Origin of the sequence: Streptomyces radiopugnans, assembly GCF_900110735.1 — a bacterium.
GTDB classification, from domain to species: Bacteria; Actinomycetota; Actinomycetes; order Streptomycetales; family Streptomycetaceae; genus Streptomyces; species Streptomyces radiopugnans.
In genome coordinates, this window is record NZ_FOET01000011.1 from 36,593 (window position 1) to 52,726 (window position 16,134).

Genomic DNA, 16,134 nt, shown 5'->3' on the forward strand with positions numbered 1-16,134 from the left:
CGTCCCCGCGGCGGACCGGAGGGCCGGGGGGCGTCAGCGGCGCAGGTCCCGCAGGCGCTTGCCGCGCTCCGCCTTCGCCTCGACACCGCCGAAGACCGCCGTGCCGCGCACCACGACCACCGGGGCGTCCGGGTCCGCCGACTCCCTGGCCTCCACGTCGTAGCCGCCCATGATCCCGCTGCCCGAGCCGCGCAGGGTCACGTTCTCCGGGACCTTGATCTCGATGCCGCCGAAGACCGCCGTGGCGTTGACGACGAGCTCCCGCCGTTCGAAGAGCGCCTCGGTCAGGTCGATCTCGACGCCGCCGAACAGCGCGAAGGCGTTGGTCCTCGCCCCCACCCGCCGACGCCCCCTGCGCGAGGCCCCGCCGAAGACCGCGATCACGTTGTCGCCGTCCGCGCCGCACGTGCCGTGCGCGGCGGACGCCGGGCGGCCCGGGAGGGGAGCCTCCGGGTGCCCGGCCGGCAGGTCGCGCACCAGCGGCCGCAGCTCGCCCATCGTCCTGGCCCGGTACACCGCCTCGATCCGCTCGGCGTGCTCGTCGGTGTCCAGCCGCCCCTCCGCGAGCGCCTCGCGCAGGATCTCCGCCACCCGGTCGCGGTCGGCGTCGGAGGCGCGTACGTCCGACCCGGCCGCCGGGGGCGCGGCGGGGGGCCGTGCCGTGTGCCGTGCCGCGGACCGCTTGCGCAGGGAGGTCTTCTCGTCCACGCCGCCACCCTAGCGAACGCGATACATCGCGACTAGCCCGCGTCGGCCGGGAGTCCGGCCCGCCGGCTGAGCCGCACCTCACACAGCCGCCACCGGTCCGGGAGTCATACCCTGTGAGGCGCCATCGTCGAGAGGAAGAGACCGTCCATGCCTGCCGACCCCCGCCCGTCCCACGCGGCCGCCTCCCGCCCGGCCTCCGAGGAGTTCGCCTACACCGAGCTCCTCCCCCTGGGCGAGGACAACACCCCCTACCGCCTGGTCACCGCCGAGGGCGTCAGCACCTTCGAGGCGGGCGGGCGCACCTTCCTCAAGGTCGAGCCGGAGGCCCTGCGCAAGCTCGCGGCCGAGGCGATGCACGACATCTCCCACTACCTGCGCCCGGCCCACCTGGCCCAGCTCCGCCGCATCCTGGACGACCCCGAGGCGTCCCCCAACGACCGCTTCGTGGCGCTGGACCTGCTGAAGAACGCCAACATCGCGGCCGCGGGTGTCCTGCCGATGTGCCAGGACACCGGCACCGCGATCGTGATGGGCAAGCGCGGCCAGAACGTGCTGACCGAGGGCGACGACGAGAAGGCCCTGTCCGGCGGCGTCTTCGACGCCTACGACCAGCTGAACCTGCGCTACTCCCAGATGGCCCCGCTGACCATGTGGGAGGAGAGGAACACCGGCACCAACCTGCCCGCGCAGATCGAGCTGTACGCCACCGACGGCGACGCCTACAAGTTCCTGTTCATGGCCAAGGGCGGCGGCAGCGCCAACAAGTCCTTCCTCTACCAGGAGACCAAGGCCGTCCTGAACGAGGGCGCCATGATGCGCTTCCTGGAGGAGAAGATCCGCTCCCTGGGCACGGCCGCCTGCCCGCCGTACCACCTGGCGATCGTCGTCGGCGGCACCTCGGCCGAGTACGCGCTCAAGACCGCCAAGTACGCCTCCGCGCACTACCTGGACTCCCTGCCCACCTCGGGTTCCCCGGCCGGCCGCGGCTTCCGCGACCTGGAGCTGGAGGAGAAGGTCTTCGAGCTCACCCAGAAGCTGGGCATCGGCGCCCAGTTCGGCGGCAAGTACTTCTGCCACGACGTGCGCGTCGTCCGCCTGCCCCGCCACGGGGCCTCCTGCCCGGTGGCCATCGCCGTCTCCTGCTCCGCCGACCGCCAGGCACTGGCGAAGATCACCGCCGAGGGCGTCTTCCTGGAGCAGCTGGAGAGGGACCCGGCGCGCTTCCTGCCCGAGACCACCGACGCCGACCTCGACTCGGACGTGGTGAGGATCGACCTCAACCGGCCGATGGACGAGATCCGCGCCGAGCTGTCCAAGTACCCGGTCAAGACCCGGCTGTCGCTGAGCGGCCCGCTGGTCGTCGCCCGCGACATCGCCCACGCCAAGATCAAGGAGCGGCTGGACGCGGGCGAGGAGATGCCGTCCTACCTGCGCGACCACGCCGTGTACTACGCGGGCCCGGCCAAGACCCCGCAGGGCTACGCCTCCGGCTCCTTCGGACCGACCACCGCCGGCCGCATGGACGCCTACGTCGAGCAGTTCCAGGCCGCGGGCGGCTCCTTCGTGATGCTGGCCAAGGGCAACCGCAGCAAGCAGGTCACCGACGCCTGCGCCAGGCACGGCGGCTTCTACCTCGGCTCCATCGGAGGCCCGGCCGCGCGGCTGGCCCAGGACTGCATCAGGAAGGTGGAGGTCCTGGAGTACGAGGAGCTGGGCATGGAGGCGGTCTGGCGGATCGAGGTCGAGGACTTCCCCGCCTTCATCGTCGTCGACGACAAGGGCAACGACTTCTTCACCGACCCCGGCCCGGCCCAGCCGTTCGTCACCTCCATCCCGGTGCGCTCCGCGGACTGACGGCCCGCCCCGGTTAGATTCGTCCCCATGACCGGGACGAGCGACGACAAGCAGCAATACCGGATCGAACACGACTCCATGGGCGAGGTGCGGGTGCCCGCCCACGCCAGGTGGCGGGCGCAGACGCAGCGCGCCGTGGAGAACTTCCCCCTGTCGGGCCGGCGCCTGGAGCGCGCGCACATCCAGGCGCTGGCCCGGATCAAGGCCGCCGCGGCCCGGGTCAACGCCGAGCTCGGCGTCCTGGACGCGGACCTGGCCCGGGCCGTCGAACAGGCCGCCGAGGAGGTCGCCGAGGGCCGCTGGGACGACCACTTCCCCGTGGACGTCTTCCAGACCGGCTCCGGCACCTCCTCCAACATGAACATGAACGAGGTGCTGGCCACGCTCGCGAGCGAGCGGCTGGGCGCGCCGGTGCACCCCAACGACCACGTCAACGCCAGCCAGTCCTCCAACGACGTCTTCCCCTCCTCCATCCACATCGCGGCCACCGCCGCCGTCACCGGGGACCTGATCCCCGCGCTGGAGCACCTGGAGCGGGCGCTGGGGCGCAAGGCGGAGGAGTTCGCCGAGGTCGTCAAGTCCGGCCGCACCCACCTGATGGACGCCACGCCCGTCACGCTCGGCCAGGAGTTCGGCGGCTACGCGGCGCAGGTGCGCTACGGGGCGGAGCGGCTGCGCGCCTGCCTGCCGCGCCTGGCCGAGCTGCCGCTGGGCGGCACCGCGGTGGGCACCGGCATCAACACCCCGCCGGGCTTCTCGGCGGCCGTCATCGCCGAGGTCGCCCGCACCACCGGGCTGCCGCTGACCGAGGCCCGCGACCACTTCGAGGCCCAGGGGGCCCGGGACGCCCTGGTGGAGACCTCCGGGCAGCTGCGCACCATCGCCGTGAGCCTGACCAAGATCTGCAACGACCTGCGCTGGATGTCCTCGGGCCCGCGCACCGGGCTGGCCGAGATCCGCCTGCCCGACCTCCAGCCCGGCTCCTCGATCATGCCCGGCAAGGTCAACCCGGTGGTCCCCGAGGCGGTCCTGATGGTCGCCGCGCAGGTCATGGGCAACGACACCACGGTCGCGGTGGCCGGCGCGTCGGGCAACTTCGAGCTGAACGTCATGCTCCCCGTCATCGCCCGGAACCTGCTGGAGTCGATCCGGCTGCTGGCGAACGCCTCCCGGCTGCTGGCCGACCGCACGGTCGACGGCATCGAGGCCGACGCGGAGCGGGCCCGGGAGTACGCCGAGTCCTCCCCGTCCGTGGTGACCCCGCTCAACCGCTACATCGGCTACGAGGAGGCCGCGAAGGTCGCCAAGCGCTCCCTGGCCGAGCGCAAGACCATCCGCGAGGTCGTCCTGGAGGCCGGCTACGTCGAGCGGGGCGCGCTCACCCTGGAGCAGCTCGACCAGGCCCTGGACGTACTGCGCATGACCCGCCCCTGACCTGCGGCACGGGGCCGGGCCCGGGCGCGGATCCTGGGCCCGGCCCCGTGCGCGGGCCTAAGATCCGTGCATGACGGCGGACACGGCGGATCACACACACGCGGCGGGCGGCACCCGCTGGAGGGCCGGCGAGCACATCCTGTGGCGGTACCGGGCCAACGGCGGCGACGCCCTGCACATCTGCCGTCCCGTGACCGTCGTCCGCGACACCCCCGAACTGCTCGCCGTGTGGATGGCGCCGGGGACCGTCTGCGTCAAGCCGGAGCTCGCCGACGGCACGCCCGTGCACCGCGAGCCGCTCGCCACCCGCTACACCAAGCCGCGCCGGACGGTGCGGTCGCGGTGGTTCGGCACCGGGGTCCTCAAGCTCGCACGGTCCGGCGAGCCCTGGTCGGTGTGGCTGTTCTGGGACCGCGGCTGGCGGTTCCGGAACTGGTACGTCAACCTGGAGGAGCCCCTGCGCCGCTGGGCGGGCGGGGTGGACTCCGAGGACCACTTCCTGGACATCACCGTCAACCCCGACCGCACCTGGCGGTGGCGGGACGAGGACGAGTTCGAGCAGGCGCAGCGCGCCGGCCTGATGGGCGCCGCCCAGGCCGAGCGCGTACGGGCCGCCGGGCGGCGCGCGGTGGAGGTGGTCCGCGCCTGGGGCAGCCCTTTCCGGGACGGCTGGGAGGACTGGCGGCCCGATCCCGCCTGGCGGATTCCCCCACTGCCGCGCGACTGGGACCGCGAACCTGCACGGATCGGATGAAAGGGCTGGTGGGGTGGCCGTGCGTCTCGCATGATGGCGGAGGACGTTCCGCAGTCCCTTGCTGCGCACCCGGGCGTCGAAAGTAGGATCATCCCCGGACTCGGCGGAACGCCCACCACAGCGAACTCCCCTTTTCCACAAGGGATTTGGCGCACCGCCGCGAGAGGAGCCCCAGCGTGAGCGACACGGAAGGCCACCAGGTGTACACGGGCTACGACAGAGCGGCGATCGACCGCGCCGGCCAGGCCGAGGCGTTCGACGCGATCGGCGACCGCTACGACGACGTCTTCCCCCACAAGGAGGGGCAGCTGGCCGCCGGCGCCTGGCTGGCGAGGGAGCTGCCCGCCGGTTCGCGGGTGCTCGACGTCGGCTGCGGCACCGGGGTCCCCACCGCCCGCCAGCTCGCCGACGCCGGGCACCGGGTCACCGGCATCGACATCTCGCCCGGCATGGTCGAGCTCGGCCGGGCCAACGTCCCCGGCGCCGACTTCCGCCTGATGGACCTGGCCGACCTGGAGACCGCCGGTCTGGGGCCCTTCGACGGCGCCGCCGCCTTCTTCTCGCTGCTGATGCTGCCGCGCAAGGAGATCCCCGTCGCCCTGCGGATGCTGCACGGGCAGCTGCGCCCCGGCGGGCTGCTGGCGCTCGGCATGGTCGAGGCGGACGTGGACGACTTCGCCATCCCGTTCCTGGGCCACACGATCCGGGTATCCGGTTACCTGCGGGAGGAGCTGCGCCAGGTGGTGTCCGACGCGGGCTTCGAGATCGAAGGGGAGGAGTCGTTCGCGTACGCGCCGGCCAGTACGGACGTATCCCCCGAGATACAGGTCTTCCTGAACTGCCGACGTCCTTGAGTCCCCAAGCGCTGGGCCCGCCCGATGCACGGCGCGGCCCCGGACGGATGGAAACCCAACGCGTGACGGAGTACCCGACCCCCCGACAGTCCGCTGCCCGGCCGACGGGCGGCGGTGCTCGTACGGCCGCGCCCGCGCCCGCGCCGGAACGAACGGCCGGGCGCGCCGACGCCGCGCACGCCGCGCTTCCCGATCCCCGGGACGAGCCGGGCGCGTCGGACCTGGCGGCCGCCGCGCCCCGGGACGCCCCCGCCCCGCCGGAGGTGCCCGCACCGGCCGCCGGATGCCGCCCGCACACCGGCCACGCCCGGCCCGCGGGCGGCGACGAGCCCGCCGGCCGCAGCCGTCCCGCCGCCCCGGAGCCCGCCGACCGGGACGCCGGGCCGGTGGCGGCCGGGCACCCCGGCGCGGAGGAGCCCGACGAGCGGGCCGAGCGGGAGCGGCGCGGGGGCGACCGGCTGCGCTTCGTGGGGGCCGCCACCCGGCGGATCGCCCGCGGCGTCGATCTGGACGAGACCGTGCTCGGGCTGTGCCGGGCCAGCGTCCCGGCGTTCTCGGACGCGATCCTGGTCTACCTGCGCGATCCGCTGCCGGTGGGGGACGAGCGGCCCACCGGGCCCTTCCTGCTGCGGTTGCGCCGCACCGACCGGCTGCCCGACTACGCCGCCCCGGCGCCCGCCGACGCCGACCCCTCCGACACCGGGGAGTTCCCGCTGCCCCTGCTCGCCCCTCAGCCGGAGGGCGTGGCGAGCGGGACGCCGGAGCTGATCGAGGTGCGCGGCGGAGGCCCGCTGGCCGAGGTGCTGCGCGGGGTGCGCCCGGTCTTCGGCGACGCGCCCACCGTCCGCGAGGCGCTGCCGGAACTGCTCGGCCCCGCCCGCGAGATCCCGGCCGGGCGCCGGGCGATCCTCGCCCCGCTGCGTGGGCGCCGCCGGGTCATCGGCGCGGCCGTGTTCCTGCGCCGTCCCGACCGTGCCGCCTTCGAGGGCGACGACCTGCTGGTGGCCGCGCAACTGGCCACGCACACCGCGCTGGGCGTGGACAAGGCGGTGCTCTACGGGCGCGAGGCGTACATCGCCGACGAGCTCCAGCGCACCATGCTCCCCGACGAGCTGCCCCAGCCCACCGGGGTGACGCTGGCCAGCCGCTACCTCCCGGCGGCCGAGACCGCGCGGGTGGGCGGCGACTGGTACGACGCGATACCGCTGCCCGGCGGCCGGGTGGCCCTGGTCGTCGGCGACGTCATGGGCCACTCCATGACCTCCGCGGCGATCATGGGCCAGCTGCGCACCACCGCGCAGACCCTGGCCGGCCTCGACCTGCCGCCGCAGGAGGTGCTGCACCACCTCGACGAGCAGGCCCAGCGCCTGGGCAGCGACCGCATGGCGACCTGCCTGTACGCCGTCTACGATCCCGTCGCCCACCGGATCGTGGTGGCCAACGCCGGGCACCCGCCGCCGGTGGTGCTCCACCGCGACGGCCACGCCGAGGTGCTGCGCATCCCGGCCGGGGCGCCCATCGGGGTGGGGGCGTGGACTTCGAGGCGGTGGAGCTGGACGCCCCGGCCGGCGCCACGCTGCTGCTCTACACCGACGGACTGGTGGAGTCACGCCACCGCGACGTGTGGACCGGCATCGAGCAGCTGCGCGAGAAGCTCACCGACACCGCGGGGCTGACCCGCCCCGACACCCCGCCGCCGCTGGAGCCGTTGTGCGACGAGGTGCTGGACATCCTCGGCCCCGGTGACCGGGACGACGACATCGCGCTGCTGGCGGCCCGCTTCGACGGCATCCCGCCCAGCGACGTCGCCTACTGGTACCTCGACCCGCGCGCCCAGACCGCGCGGCAGGCCCGCCGCCTGGCCCGGCGGGCGCTGGAGCGCTGGGAGCTGGCGGACCTGACGGACTCCGTCGAGCTGCTGGTCAGCGAGGTGGTCACCAACGCCGTCCGCTACGCTGAGCGGCCCATCACCCTGCGGCTGCTGCGCACGGACGTACTGCGCTGCGAGGTCGGGGACGACGTGCCGCAGCTTCCCCGGCTGCGGCAGGCCAGAGCCACGGACGAGGGCGGCCGGGGCCTGTACCTGGTCAACCGGCTGGCCCGGCGCTGGGGCGCGACCCGGCTGAGCACCGGCAAGGTGGTGTGGTTCGAGCTGCCCATGCCGTAGCGCGGCCGCGGTCGGCCGGTTCCGGCCGGGTCCCGGGCGGCCGGCGGGCGGTCGCGGAACGACCGGACGGGCCCGCACCACTCGGGGTGCGGGCCCGTCCGGCTGCGCGCCGGTCCTCAGGGCCGTGCGCGCGGAGGTTTCCGGCGGGCCGTCAGACCGCGGCGGCCTCGGCGGCCGGGGCATCCGCCTGCGCCCCGGCCAGCGTGGCCTCGGCGTCCAGCACCGTGCCGACGGCCTGGAGGACGGAGGCGATCTTGAAGGCCTCCTGGATCGTCTCGCGGTCCACACCGGCCTTGCGGAGCACCTGCTCGTGGGAGTCCAGGCACTGCCCGCAGCCGTTGACCGCGGAGACGGCCAGCGACCACAGCTCGAAGTCGGCCTTGTCCACGCCCGGGTTGCCGATGACGTTCATCCGCAGGCCCGCGCGCAGGGTGCCGTACTCCGGGTCCGACAGCAGGTGCCGGGTGCGGTAGAAGACGTTGTTCATCGCCATGACGGCCGCGGCGGCCTTGGCGGCGGTGTACGCCTCGGGGGAGAGGTTGGCCTTGGCCTCCGGCTCCAGCTCGGTGAGCACCTTCGGCGAGCGCGAGGCGATCGCGCAGGCCAGCACCGTGCCCCACAGCTGCTGCCGGGGCAGTTCGGAGTTCCCTATCACCGAGCCGAGGTTGAGCTTGAGGTCCTTGGCGTAGTCGGGCAGGGCCGACTTCAGGTCGTCGAGAGCCATGTCGTCGTCTCAGTCCTCACTCGCCCGCGAGCAGCTTGACCGGGTCGAGGGTCTCCTCGCCCTTGGACCAGTTGCAGGGGCACAGCTCGTCGGTCTGCAGGGCGTCCAGGACCCGCAGGACCTCCTTGGGGTTACGGCCGACGGATCCGGCGGTCACCATGGTGAACTGGATCTCGTTGTTCTGGTCGACGATGAAGACGGCGCGCTGGGCGTAGCCGTCCTCGCCCTCGACGCCGCAGGCCCGCATCAGCTCGTGCTTGGGGTCGGCCAGCATCGGGAAGGGCAGGTCGCGCAGGTCGGCGTGGTCCTTGCGCCAGGCGTGGTGCACGAACTCCGAGTCGCCCGAGACGCCGAGGATCTGGGCGTCGCGGTCGGCGAACTCGTCGTTCAGCTTGCCGAAGGCGGCGATCTCGGTCGGGCAGACGAAGGTGAAGTCCTTCGGCCAGAAGAAGACGACCTTCCACTTGCCCTCGTACGTCTTGTGGTTGATCTGCTCGAACGCCTTGTCGGCGTCGAGGTCCACACAGGCGGTCAGATCGAACTCGGGGAACTTGTCACCGACAGTGAGCACGCTCGCTCCTTGTTGCGTGGAAACGCCCCGGAACAGGGCTTTCCTGAGGGTTGGACGCGATCCACACTGCCATAGCCAACATTGATCAAAGAAATAGCTAGACTCACTGGCATTGATCGGAGGTGGTTATCAGTGACCCTGCCGGCGCACAGGCCGCGCCAGGAGTCCCGCGCGCGCCCCCACCAGGGGCCGGCACCGCACGGCCGGCGGACCCGTCAGCCCACGCTGTCCCAGTTGCGGGCGTTCACCGCCGTGGCGGACAACCTCCACTTCCGGGAGGCCGCCGCGGAGATCGGGATGAGCCAGCCGGCCCTGTCGGGCGCCGTCGCGGCGCTGGAGGAGTCGCTGGGGGTGAGGCTGCTGGAGCGTACGACGCGAAGAGTACTGCTCTCCCCGGCGGGTGAGCGTCTGGCGTCCAGAGCCCGGACGGTGCTGGACGCGGTGGAGGAGCTGCTGGAGGAGGCGGAGGCGGCGCGTGCGCCCTTCACGGGCGCGCTGCGACTGGGAGTGATCCCGACCTGTGCCCCCTACCTGCTGCCGACGGTCCTGAGGCTCGTTCACGATCGCTATCCGGCGCTGGATCTGCAGGTGCACGAGGAGCAGACCGCCTCGCTGCTCGACGGCCTGGTGGCCGGGCGGCTCGACCTGCTGCTGCTCGCGGTGCCGCCCGGCGCGCCGCAGACCGCGGGCGCCGGCGGGGTGGAGACGGTGCCGCTGTTCGACGAGGACTTCGTGCTGGTGACTCCGAGCGGACACGAACTGGCCGGCCGGGACGGCCTGCCCCGCGAGACGCTGCGCGGCCTGGACCTGCTGCTCCTGGACGAGGGGCACTGTCTGCGCCAGCAGGCCCTGGACGTGTGCCGCGAGGCCGGGCGGACCGACGGGGTGCCGGCCACCACGAGCGCGGCGGGCCTGTCCACCCTGGTCCAGCTCGTCGCGGGCGGACTGGGCGTGACGCTGCTGCCGCGCACCTCGCTGCACGTGGAGACGGAGCGCAACGAACTGCTGGCGACCGCGTGCTTCGCCGACCCCGCGCCCTCGCGGCGGATCGGCCTGGCGATGCGGGCGGGAACGGCCCGGCGGGACGAGTTCGCGGTGCTAGCCAAGGATTTGCGGGAGGCAATGCGTCCGCTTCCGGTGCGCATCGTGGACTGACGGTGCGCCGGATTCGCGTGCCGGCCCGGCCCGCCGCACGTCACGCTGCGCACACGGCGGCCGTACCCCCGCCGGGCTCCGCCGGACGGGCGCGCGGCGGGCCGCCCGACCGTACGCCACCGTATGCATAAGCGTGCGCACAGTGGGTAGAGCCGATGCATCGTCTCTCGTACGGCCGCAGCGCGAACTGCCGTGCGCAGCAAGGCGGATCAGGGTGACTCAATCGAAAGATCGAACAGCCGTAGCCGTCGTCAGGAGTGGACCGTGCTGCAAACGCCGCATCAGTCTCCGCAGGCCGCCGTCGTCCCCGTCCAGCGCACCTCCTCGCGCGAGCAAACCGGACCGTGGCACTCCGAGGCGGTCTGCCGCAGGGACGAGGCCGGCCTGTTCTTCGCGCCCTCCAAGGAGCCCACGGCGGCCCGCCTTTCGCGCGAGCAGGCGGCCAAGCGGGTCTGCGCACGCTGCCCGGTGCTCGTCGAGTGCCGTGAGCACGCGCTGCTCCAGCCCGAACCGTACGGGGTGTGGGGCGGGTTGACCGCGGCCGAGCGCAGAGTGATGCTCGCCCGCCGCCGTCGCCGCGACGCCGACCTGGGGCAGTCCGCCCAGGTGCCCCGCATCGCCTGACGGCTCCCCGCCGCTCCCGCCGTTCCCGGCATTCCAGGCTCCCGCCCCGGTACCGGTCCCGGCGCCGGCTCCGCCTTCCGGCCGGCCCCGGGACCTTCCGTGCCCGTACCTCAGCGGGCCCGGTCGAAGTCGATGGCGCTGTAGGCGCGCAGCTTCGACAGCTTGTGGGTGGAGTCGATCTGGCGGATGGTGCCGGACCTCGACCGCATCACCAGGGACTGGGTGGTGGCCGTCTCCGCGCGGTAGCGGACCCCCCGCAGCAGGTCGCCGTCGGTGATGCCGGTGGCGACGAAGAACACGTTGTCGCCGCTGATCAGGTCGTCGGTGGTCAGGACCCGGTCCAGGTCGTGGCCCGCGTCGAGCGCCTTGTGGCGCTCCTCGTCGTCCTTGGGCCACAGCCGGCCCTGGATCACACCGCCCAGGCACTTGATCGCGCAGGCGGCGATGATGCCCTCCGGCGTACCGCCGATGCCCAGCAGCAGGTCGACGCCCGTGCCCTCGCGGGCGGCCATGATCGCGCCGGCCACGTCGCCGTCGGAGATGAACTTGATCCGGGCGCCGGACTCCCGGACCTCCTTGACGATGCCGTCGTGGCGCGGCCGGTCGAGGATGACGACGGTGACGTCCTCCGGCGCGCCGCCCTTGGCCTTGGCGACCCGGCGGATGTTGACCGAGGGCGGGGCGGTGATGTCGACGAACTCGGCCGCCTCCGGGCCGGTGACGAGCTTGTCCATGTAGAACACGGCCGACGGGTCGAACATCGAGCCGCGCTCGGCCACGGCCAGCACCGACACCGCGTTGCCCATGCCCTTGGCGGTCAGCGTCGTGCCGTCCACCGGGTCCACGGCCACGTCGCACTCCGGGCCGGTCCCGTCGCCCACGCGCTCACCGTTGTAGAGCATCGGGGCCTCGTCCTTCTCCCCCTCGCCGATGACGACGACGCCGTTCATCGAGACGGTGGAGACCAGGGTGCGCATGGCGCGGACGGCCGCCCCGTCCGCGCCGTTCTTGTCGCCGCGGCCGACCCAGCGGCCCGATGCCATGGCGCCCGCCTCGGTCACGCGGACGAGTTCGAGGGCGAGGTTGCGGTCGGGTGCCTCGGGGCTTACTTCGAGCGGGGAGGGAAGGTGGTTGTGATCGGTCATCGTGACGCACCTTTCTGCACGTCTGTACGGCGTCCGAACGCGACGGCCGAAGTGTTGAGGGTGCCTTCGACCCTATCCGGAGCAGTGGCAAAGTGAGCAGAGTGCCCCACGGATGAGCGGAAAGGGGGTGGTGGTCCGGGCGGAAACGGGCATGGGGGACGATGGAACCGTGGCAAGCACGGAGAACAAGCGCGGTAGGCAGACGGCCCGGGACATGGTGCTGTCGTTGCTGGTGATCCTTCTGGGCGCGGGGTTCGTGTACCTGCTCGTCCCGCACGACGACTCGCTCGACCCGGTGCGCCCGATCAGCTACGACGTCGAGCTGGTCACGGCGCGGCGCGCGGCGCCGTATCCGGTGGCGGCGCCCGTGGGGCTGCCGGACACCTGGCGCGCGACCTCGGTTGACTACAAGCGGCAGAGCGACCTCGGGGCCGTGTGGCACCTGGGCTTCATGGACCCGGACGACCAGTACGCGGCCGTCGAGCAGAGCGACGGCCAGCCGGAGAAGTTCATCGGGAGCGTCACCCACGGGGCGGAGCCGGCCGACCGCACCCAGACGGTCGGCGGCGAGGAGTGGGAGCGCTACGAGGGCGCCAAGTACGACGCGCTGGTCCGGCGGGAGTCCGGGGTGACCACGGTGGTGACGGGCACGGCGTCCTTCGACAGCCTCGCGCGGCTGGCCGCCGCGCTGGAGGCGGAGCGGGCCGGGGAATCCGGCGAGCCCCTGGAGACCGGGGCGTCCGGCGAGGACTGAGCGGGGACGGGCCGCCGGACCGGAGGTCCGGCGGCCCGCAGCGCGTCCCGGACGGCGGTGACGACGCCCTCGCAGGCCAGGCGGTCCGGGCAGGCCAGGCGGTACGGACGCGGCAGGGCCGTCGCCGTCCCCGTCACTCCGGGCCGTCCGCGGCTCCCGTGTCGTCCGGCGGCCCCTCCCCGTCCTCGGCCAGCACCGCGTCCAGCCGCGCACGGGCGCCCTCCAGCCATCGGCGGCAGACCGCGGCCAGCTCCTCGCCCCGCTCCCACAGGGCCAGCGACTCCTCCAGCGTGGAGCCGCCCGCCTCCAGACGGCGGACCACGGCGACCAGCTCGTCGCGCGCCTGCTCGTAGCCCATCTCCCCGGCCGGCGGGGTGCCCGTGCTCGTGTCTTCCATGGGCCTCAGCCTAGGCCCGGGGCCTGACAGCGCGGATCCCTCACCCGTCCTCGCCGCGCCGCGCGACCACCGTCAGCTCGCCGTCGGCCACCCGGGCGCGCAGCCGCTCGCCGTCGGCCACCTCCCGTGCCGCCCGCACCGCGCTCCCGTCGGCCCGCTGCAGCACCGCGTAGCCGCGTGCGAGCGTCGCGGCGGGGGAGAGGGCGACGACCCGGGCGGCGGTGTGCTCCAGCTCCGCCTCGGCCCGCGCCAGCAGGTGCCCGAACGTCCGCCGGGCGCGGTCGAGCACCGCCGCGACCTGCTCCTCGCGCTCGGCCACCATCGCGTGCGGCCGGGCCATCACCGGGCGGCTCATGGTGTCCGCCAGCCCCCGCTCCTGCCGCTCCAGCATCCCCTCGACCGCCCGCAGCGCCCGCTCGCGCAACTGCCGCACCCGGTCCAGCTCCTCGCGCACGTCCGGTACGACGTCCTTGGCGGCGTGGGTGGGCGTACGGGAGCGCAGGTCGGCGACCAGGTCCAGCAGGGGGGTGTCGGGCTCGTGCCCGATGGCCGAGACGACCGGGGTGACGCAGTCGGCCACCGTCCGCACCAGGCGCTCGTCGGAGAAGGGCAGCAGGTCCTCCACGCTGCCGCCGCCCCGGGCCACGATGATCACGTCCACCTCCGGATCGGCGTCCAGCTCCCGCACCGCGTCGATCACCTGCGCCACCGCGTGCACGCCCTGCACGGCCACGTTGCGCACGGCGAAGCGGACCGCGGGCCAGCGCTGCCGCGCCGTCTCCAGCACGTCCCGCTCGGCCGCGGAGGCGCGGCCGGTGACCAGGCCGACCAGACCGGGCAGGAACGGCAGCGGCTTCTTCCGCTCGGCCGCGAACAGGCCCTCGGCCGCCAGCGACTTCTTCAGCTGCTCCAGCCGCGCCAGCAGCTCGCCCATCCCCACCGGCCGGATCTCGCTCACCCGCAGGGAGAGCTGACCGCGCGGCGCGTACCACTCCGGCTTGCCCAGGGCCACGATCCGGGCGCCCTCGCCCACCACGTCCGCCACCTTGTCGAAGACGGCGCGGTAGCAGGTCACGGTCAGCGAGACGTCGTAGGAGGGGTCGCGCAGGGTCAGGAACACCACCCCCGCGCCGGGGCGCCGGGAGAGCTGGGTGATCTGCCCCTCGACCCACACGGCGCCGAGCCGGTCGATCCATCCGCCGATCAGCCGCGACACCTCGCCGACGGGGACCGGCGCCTCGGGCGACGTGTTGAGAGCCATGGAAGGAGGCTAGCGGCAACCCCCGACAGCCTCCGCCCCGCCGGAGGCCCGCGGCCGGGGCCCGTACGATGGCCCCATGACTGCTACGACCGCACGCCGGGTCCTCCTCGCCGCGCCCCGCGGCTACTGCGCGGGCGTCGACCGCGCCGTGATCGCCGTCGAGAAGGCGCTGGAGCAGTACGGCGCGCCGATCTACGTGCGCAAGGAGATCGTCCACAACAAGTACGTCGTGGAGACCCTGCGCAAGAAGGGCGCGATCTTCGTCGACGAGACGGAGGAGGTGCCCGAGGGATCCATCGTGATCTTCTCCGCCCACGGGGTCGCCCCGGTCGTCCACGAGGAGGCCGAGCGGCGGAAGCTGGCGACCATCGACGCCACCTGCCCCCTGGTGACCAAGGTCCACAAGGAGGCCGTCCGCTTCGCGAAGGAGGACTACGACATCCTCCTGATCGGCCACGAGGGCCACGAGGAGGTCATCGGCACCAGCGGAGAGGCGCCCGACCACATCACGCTGGTCGACGGCCCCGGGGACGTGGAGAACGTCGAGGTGCGCGACCCGGACAAGGTCGTCTGGCTCTCCCAGACCACGCTGTCGGTCGACGAGACGATGGAGACGGTCGACGCGCTCAAGGAGCGTTTCCCGGGCCTGGTCAGCCCGCCGAGCGACGACATCTGCTACGCCACCCAGAACCGGCAGACCGCGGTCAAGCAGGTCGCCGCCGACTCCGACCTGGTCATCGTCGTCGGCTCGAAGAACTCCTCCAACTCCGTCCGCCTGGTCGAGGTCGCCCTCGGCGCGGGCGCGAAGGCCGGCCACCTGGTCGACAACGCCTCCGAGATCGACGAGGCGTGGCTGGAGGGGGTCGCCACCGTCGGCGTCACCTCGGGCGCCTCGGTGCCGGACGTGCTGGTCGAGGGCGTCCTGGAGTGGCTGGCCGAGCGCGGCTACGGCGATGTGGAGGTCGTCCAGCCGATGGAGGAGAAGCTGACCTTCTCCCTCCCCAAGGAGCTGCGCCGGGACCTGCGGGCCGAGGCCGAGCGCAAGGCCGCCGGCTAACCGGCGGGCTGCTGGGCGGGCCGGTCCCCGCCCTCCGCGTGAGCGGGGGCGGCGGGGGCCGGAGGCCGCTTCCGCGTTCCGGCGGCCCTCCGCGCTCCGGCCCTCCCCGCCCTGCGGGACCCGGCACGCCTGGTGCCGGGCCTGCGGCCGGCCCGTCCGCGGGCGACGGCGACGGCCACGGCGGTCAGCGTGCCCCCGTAGAGCCATCCGGCATGCACGGCCAGCGCGGTCACCAACTCCACCAGCCGCTCCGCCGGCCCGCCCGAGCCTCCGCTGACGAACAGCAGTCCGGCGGTGAACGCGATCGGTGCGGCGATCGGTGCGGCGGCCAGGTCGGCCGGTCGCACCCACAGCGCGCACACGGCGCTGACCAGCACGAAGGAGATCCCGTAGACGGCCGGCCGGCCGTCCAGCAGCAGTGCGTCCAGCCCGCCGGCCAGCAGCATCGCGCCCGTGGCCAGCAGTCCGCAGCCGAGTCCGGTCAGGCGCGCGCCCGGCGGCCACTCGCGCCGGGCGGCCCCGGCGCCCGCGCGGGACGGGCCCGGCGCGGGCCGCGCCGGAGCGCGCCGGAGCGGGCCCTCCTCGGCTTCGGGGGAAGCGGGCTGCGCCGTCCGGCGTCGCGGACGGAGACGGGGGGTGCGCGCACTGTGTTGCTCCACCACACCAACGTAGGCC

General features: G+C 73.6%; 15 protein-coding genes and 1 pseudogene. 9 read left to right on the forward strand and 7 right to left on the reverse strand.

The annotated features are described in order from the left end of the window. Window positions 1–33: 33 nt before the first annotated feature. The gene (locus BMY40_RS18910; RefSeq protein ID WP_093661163.1) at window positions 34–708 is read right to left on the reverse strand and encodes a DUF1707 SHOCT-like domain-containing protein; all 675 of its coding nucleotides are present in this window, start codon (window positions 706–708) and stop codon (window positions 34–36) included. A gap of 147 nt (window positions 709–855) precedes the next feature. Between BMY40_RS18910 and BMY40_RS18915 the strand changes: the two genes are divergently transcribed. The 5 genes and pseudogenes from BMY40_RS18915 to BMY40_RS18935 all read left to right on the forward strand — a co-directional run bounded on the left by BMY40_RS18915 (window position 856) and on the right by BMY40_RS18935 (window position 7,771). Beyond that, window positions 856–2,562 carry a fumarate hydratase gene (locus tag BMY40_RS18915; RefSeq protein WP_093661165.1) on the forward strand — a complete coding sequence of 569 codons (1,707 nt, stop codon included), beginning with the start codon at window positions 856–858 and terminating at the stop codon, window positions 2,560–2,562. A 27-nt stretch (window positions 2,563–2,589) separates the two neighbouring features. Further along, window positions 2,590–3,996, forward strand: coding sequence for a class II fumarate hydratase (locus BMY40_RS18920; RefSeq protein WP_093661167.1), 1,407 nt, complete (start codon window positions 2,590–2,592; stop codon window positions 3,994–3,996). A 70-nt stretch (window positions 3,997–4,066) separates the two neighbouring features. Next, window positions 4,067–4,750 (forward strand): cytidylyl-2-hydroxypropylphosphonate hydrolase, encoded by a 684-nt coding sequence (fomD, locus tag BMY40_RS18925; protein WP_093661169.1) that lies wholly within the window; start codon window positions 4,067–4,069, stop codon window positions 4,748–4,750. A gap of 176 nt (window positions 4,751–4,926) precedes the next feature. After that, entirely contained in the window at window positions 4,927–5,604 is a 678-nt protein-coding gene (locus tag BMY40_RS18930; RefSeq protein ID WP_093661171.1) for a class I SAM-dependent methyltransferase, read from the forward strand. Window positions 5,605–5,651: 47 nt separating this feature from the next. Then, window positions 5,652–7,771: pseudogene (locus BMY40_RS18935) on the forward strand (SpoIIE family protein phosphatase). Between the two features lie 151 nt (window positions 7,772–7,922). Here the strand turns inward: BMY40_RS18935 and BMY40_RS18940 are convergent. Together BMY40_RS18940 and BMY40_RS18945 are read right to left on the reverse strand one after the other, a co-directional pair. Next, window positions 7,923–8,495 carry an alkyl hydroperoxide reductase gene (locus BMY40_RS18940; protein ID WP_093661173.1) on the reverse strand — a complete coding sequence of 191 codons (573 nt, stop codon included), beginning with the start codon at window positions 8,493–8,495 and terminating at the stop codon, window positions 7,923–7,925. A gap of 16 nt (window positions 8,496–8,511) precedes the next feature. Further along, on the reverse strand, window positions 8,512–9,066 hold the full coding sequence (locus tag BMY40_RS18945; protein WP_093661175.1) for a peroxiredoxin: 555 nt from the start codon (window positions 9,064–9,066) through the stop codon (window positions 8,512–8,514). A 234-nt stretch (window positions 9,067–9,300) separates the two neighbouring features. Here BMY40_RS18945 and BMY40_RS18950 point away from each other — a divergent pair, with 234 nt between their 5' ends. Both BMY40_RS18950 and BMY40_RS18955 read left to right on the forward strand, forming a co-directional pair. Continuing rightward, on the forward strand, window positions 9,301–10,221 hold the full coding sequence (locus tag BMY40_RS18950; protein ID WP_245770175.1) for a hydrogen peroxide-inducible genes activator: 921 nt from the start codon (window positions 9,301–9,303) through the stop codon (window positions 10,219–10,221). 264 nt (window positions 10,222–10,485) lie between these two features. Continuing rightward, entirely contained in the window at window positions 10,486–10,845 is a 360-nt protein-coding gene (locus tag BMY40_RS18955) for a WhiB family transcriptional regulator (protein ID WP_093661177.1), read from the forward strand. A gap of 110 nt (window positions 10,846–10,955) precedes the next feature. Here BMY40_RS18955 and glpX read toward each other — a convergent pair whose 3' ends face one another. Then, window positions 10,956–11,990 (reverse strand): class II fructose-bisphosphatase, encoded by a 1,035-nt coding sequence (gene glpX, locus BMY40_RS18960; protein ID WP_093661179.1) that lies wholly within the window; start codon window positions 11,988–11,990, stop codon window positions 10,956–10,958. Between the two features lie 151 nt (window positions 11,991–12,141). On the opposite strand from glpX, the gene BMY40_RS18965 reads away from it, so the two are divergent. After that, complete coding sequence (locus BMY40_RS18965) at window positions 12,142–12,744, forward strand: DUF4245 domain-containing protein (RefSeq protein ID WP_093661181.1); 603 nt, start codon at window positions 12,142–12,144, stop codon at window positions 12,742–12,744. A 133-nt stretch (window positions 12,745–12,877) separates the two neighbouring features. Here BMY40_RS18965 and BMY40_RS18970 read toward each other — a convergent pair whose 3' ends face one another. Further along, window positions 12,878–13,141, reverse strand: a complete 264-nt coding sequence (locus BMY40_RS18970) for an exodeoxyribonuclease VII small subunit (RefSeq protein WP_093661183.1) — start codon at window positions 13,139–13,141, stop codon at window positions 12,878–12,880. A 40-nt stretch (window positions 13,142–13,181) separates the two neighbouring features. Further along, window positions 13,182–14,402, reverse strand: a complete 1,221-nt coding sequence (gene xseA, locus BMY40_RS18975; protein WP_093661185.1) for an exodeoxyribonuclease VII large subunit — start codon at window positions 14,400–14,402, stop codon at window positions 13,182–13,184. A 76-nt stretch (window positions 14,403–14,478) separates the two neighbouring features. Between xseA and BMY40_RS18980 the strand changes: the two genes are divergently transcribed. Then, window positions 14,479–15,459: a 4-hydroxy-3-methylbut-2-enyl diphosphate reductase gene (locus BMY40_RS18980; RefSeq protein ID WP_093661187.1), complete on the forward strand. Its 981-nt coding sequence runs from the start codon at window positions 14,479–14,481 to the stop codon at window positions 15,457–15,459. Here the strand turns inward: BMY40_RS18980 and BMY40_RS18985 are convergent. After that, on the reverse strand, window positions 15,456–16,118 hold the full coding sequence (locus tag BMY40_RS18985) for a DUF6542 domain-containing protein (protein WP_177214056.1): 663 nt from the start codon (window positions 16,116–16,118) through the stop codon (window positions 15,456–15,458). The genes BMY40_RS18980 and BMY40_RS18985 overlap by 4 nt on opposite strands. Between the last annotated feature and the right edge of the window lie 16 nt (window positions 16,119–16,134).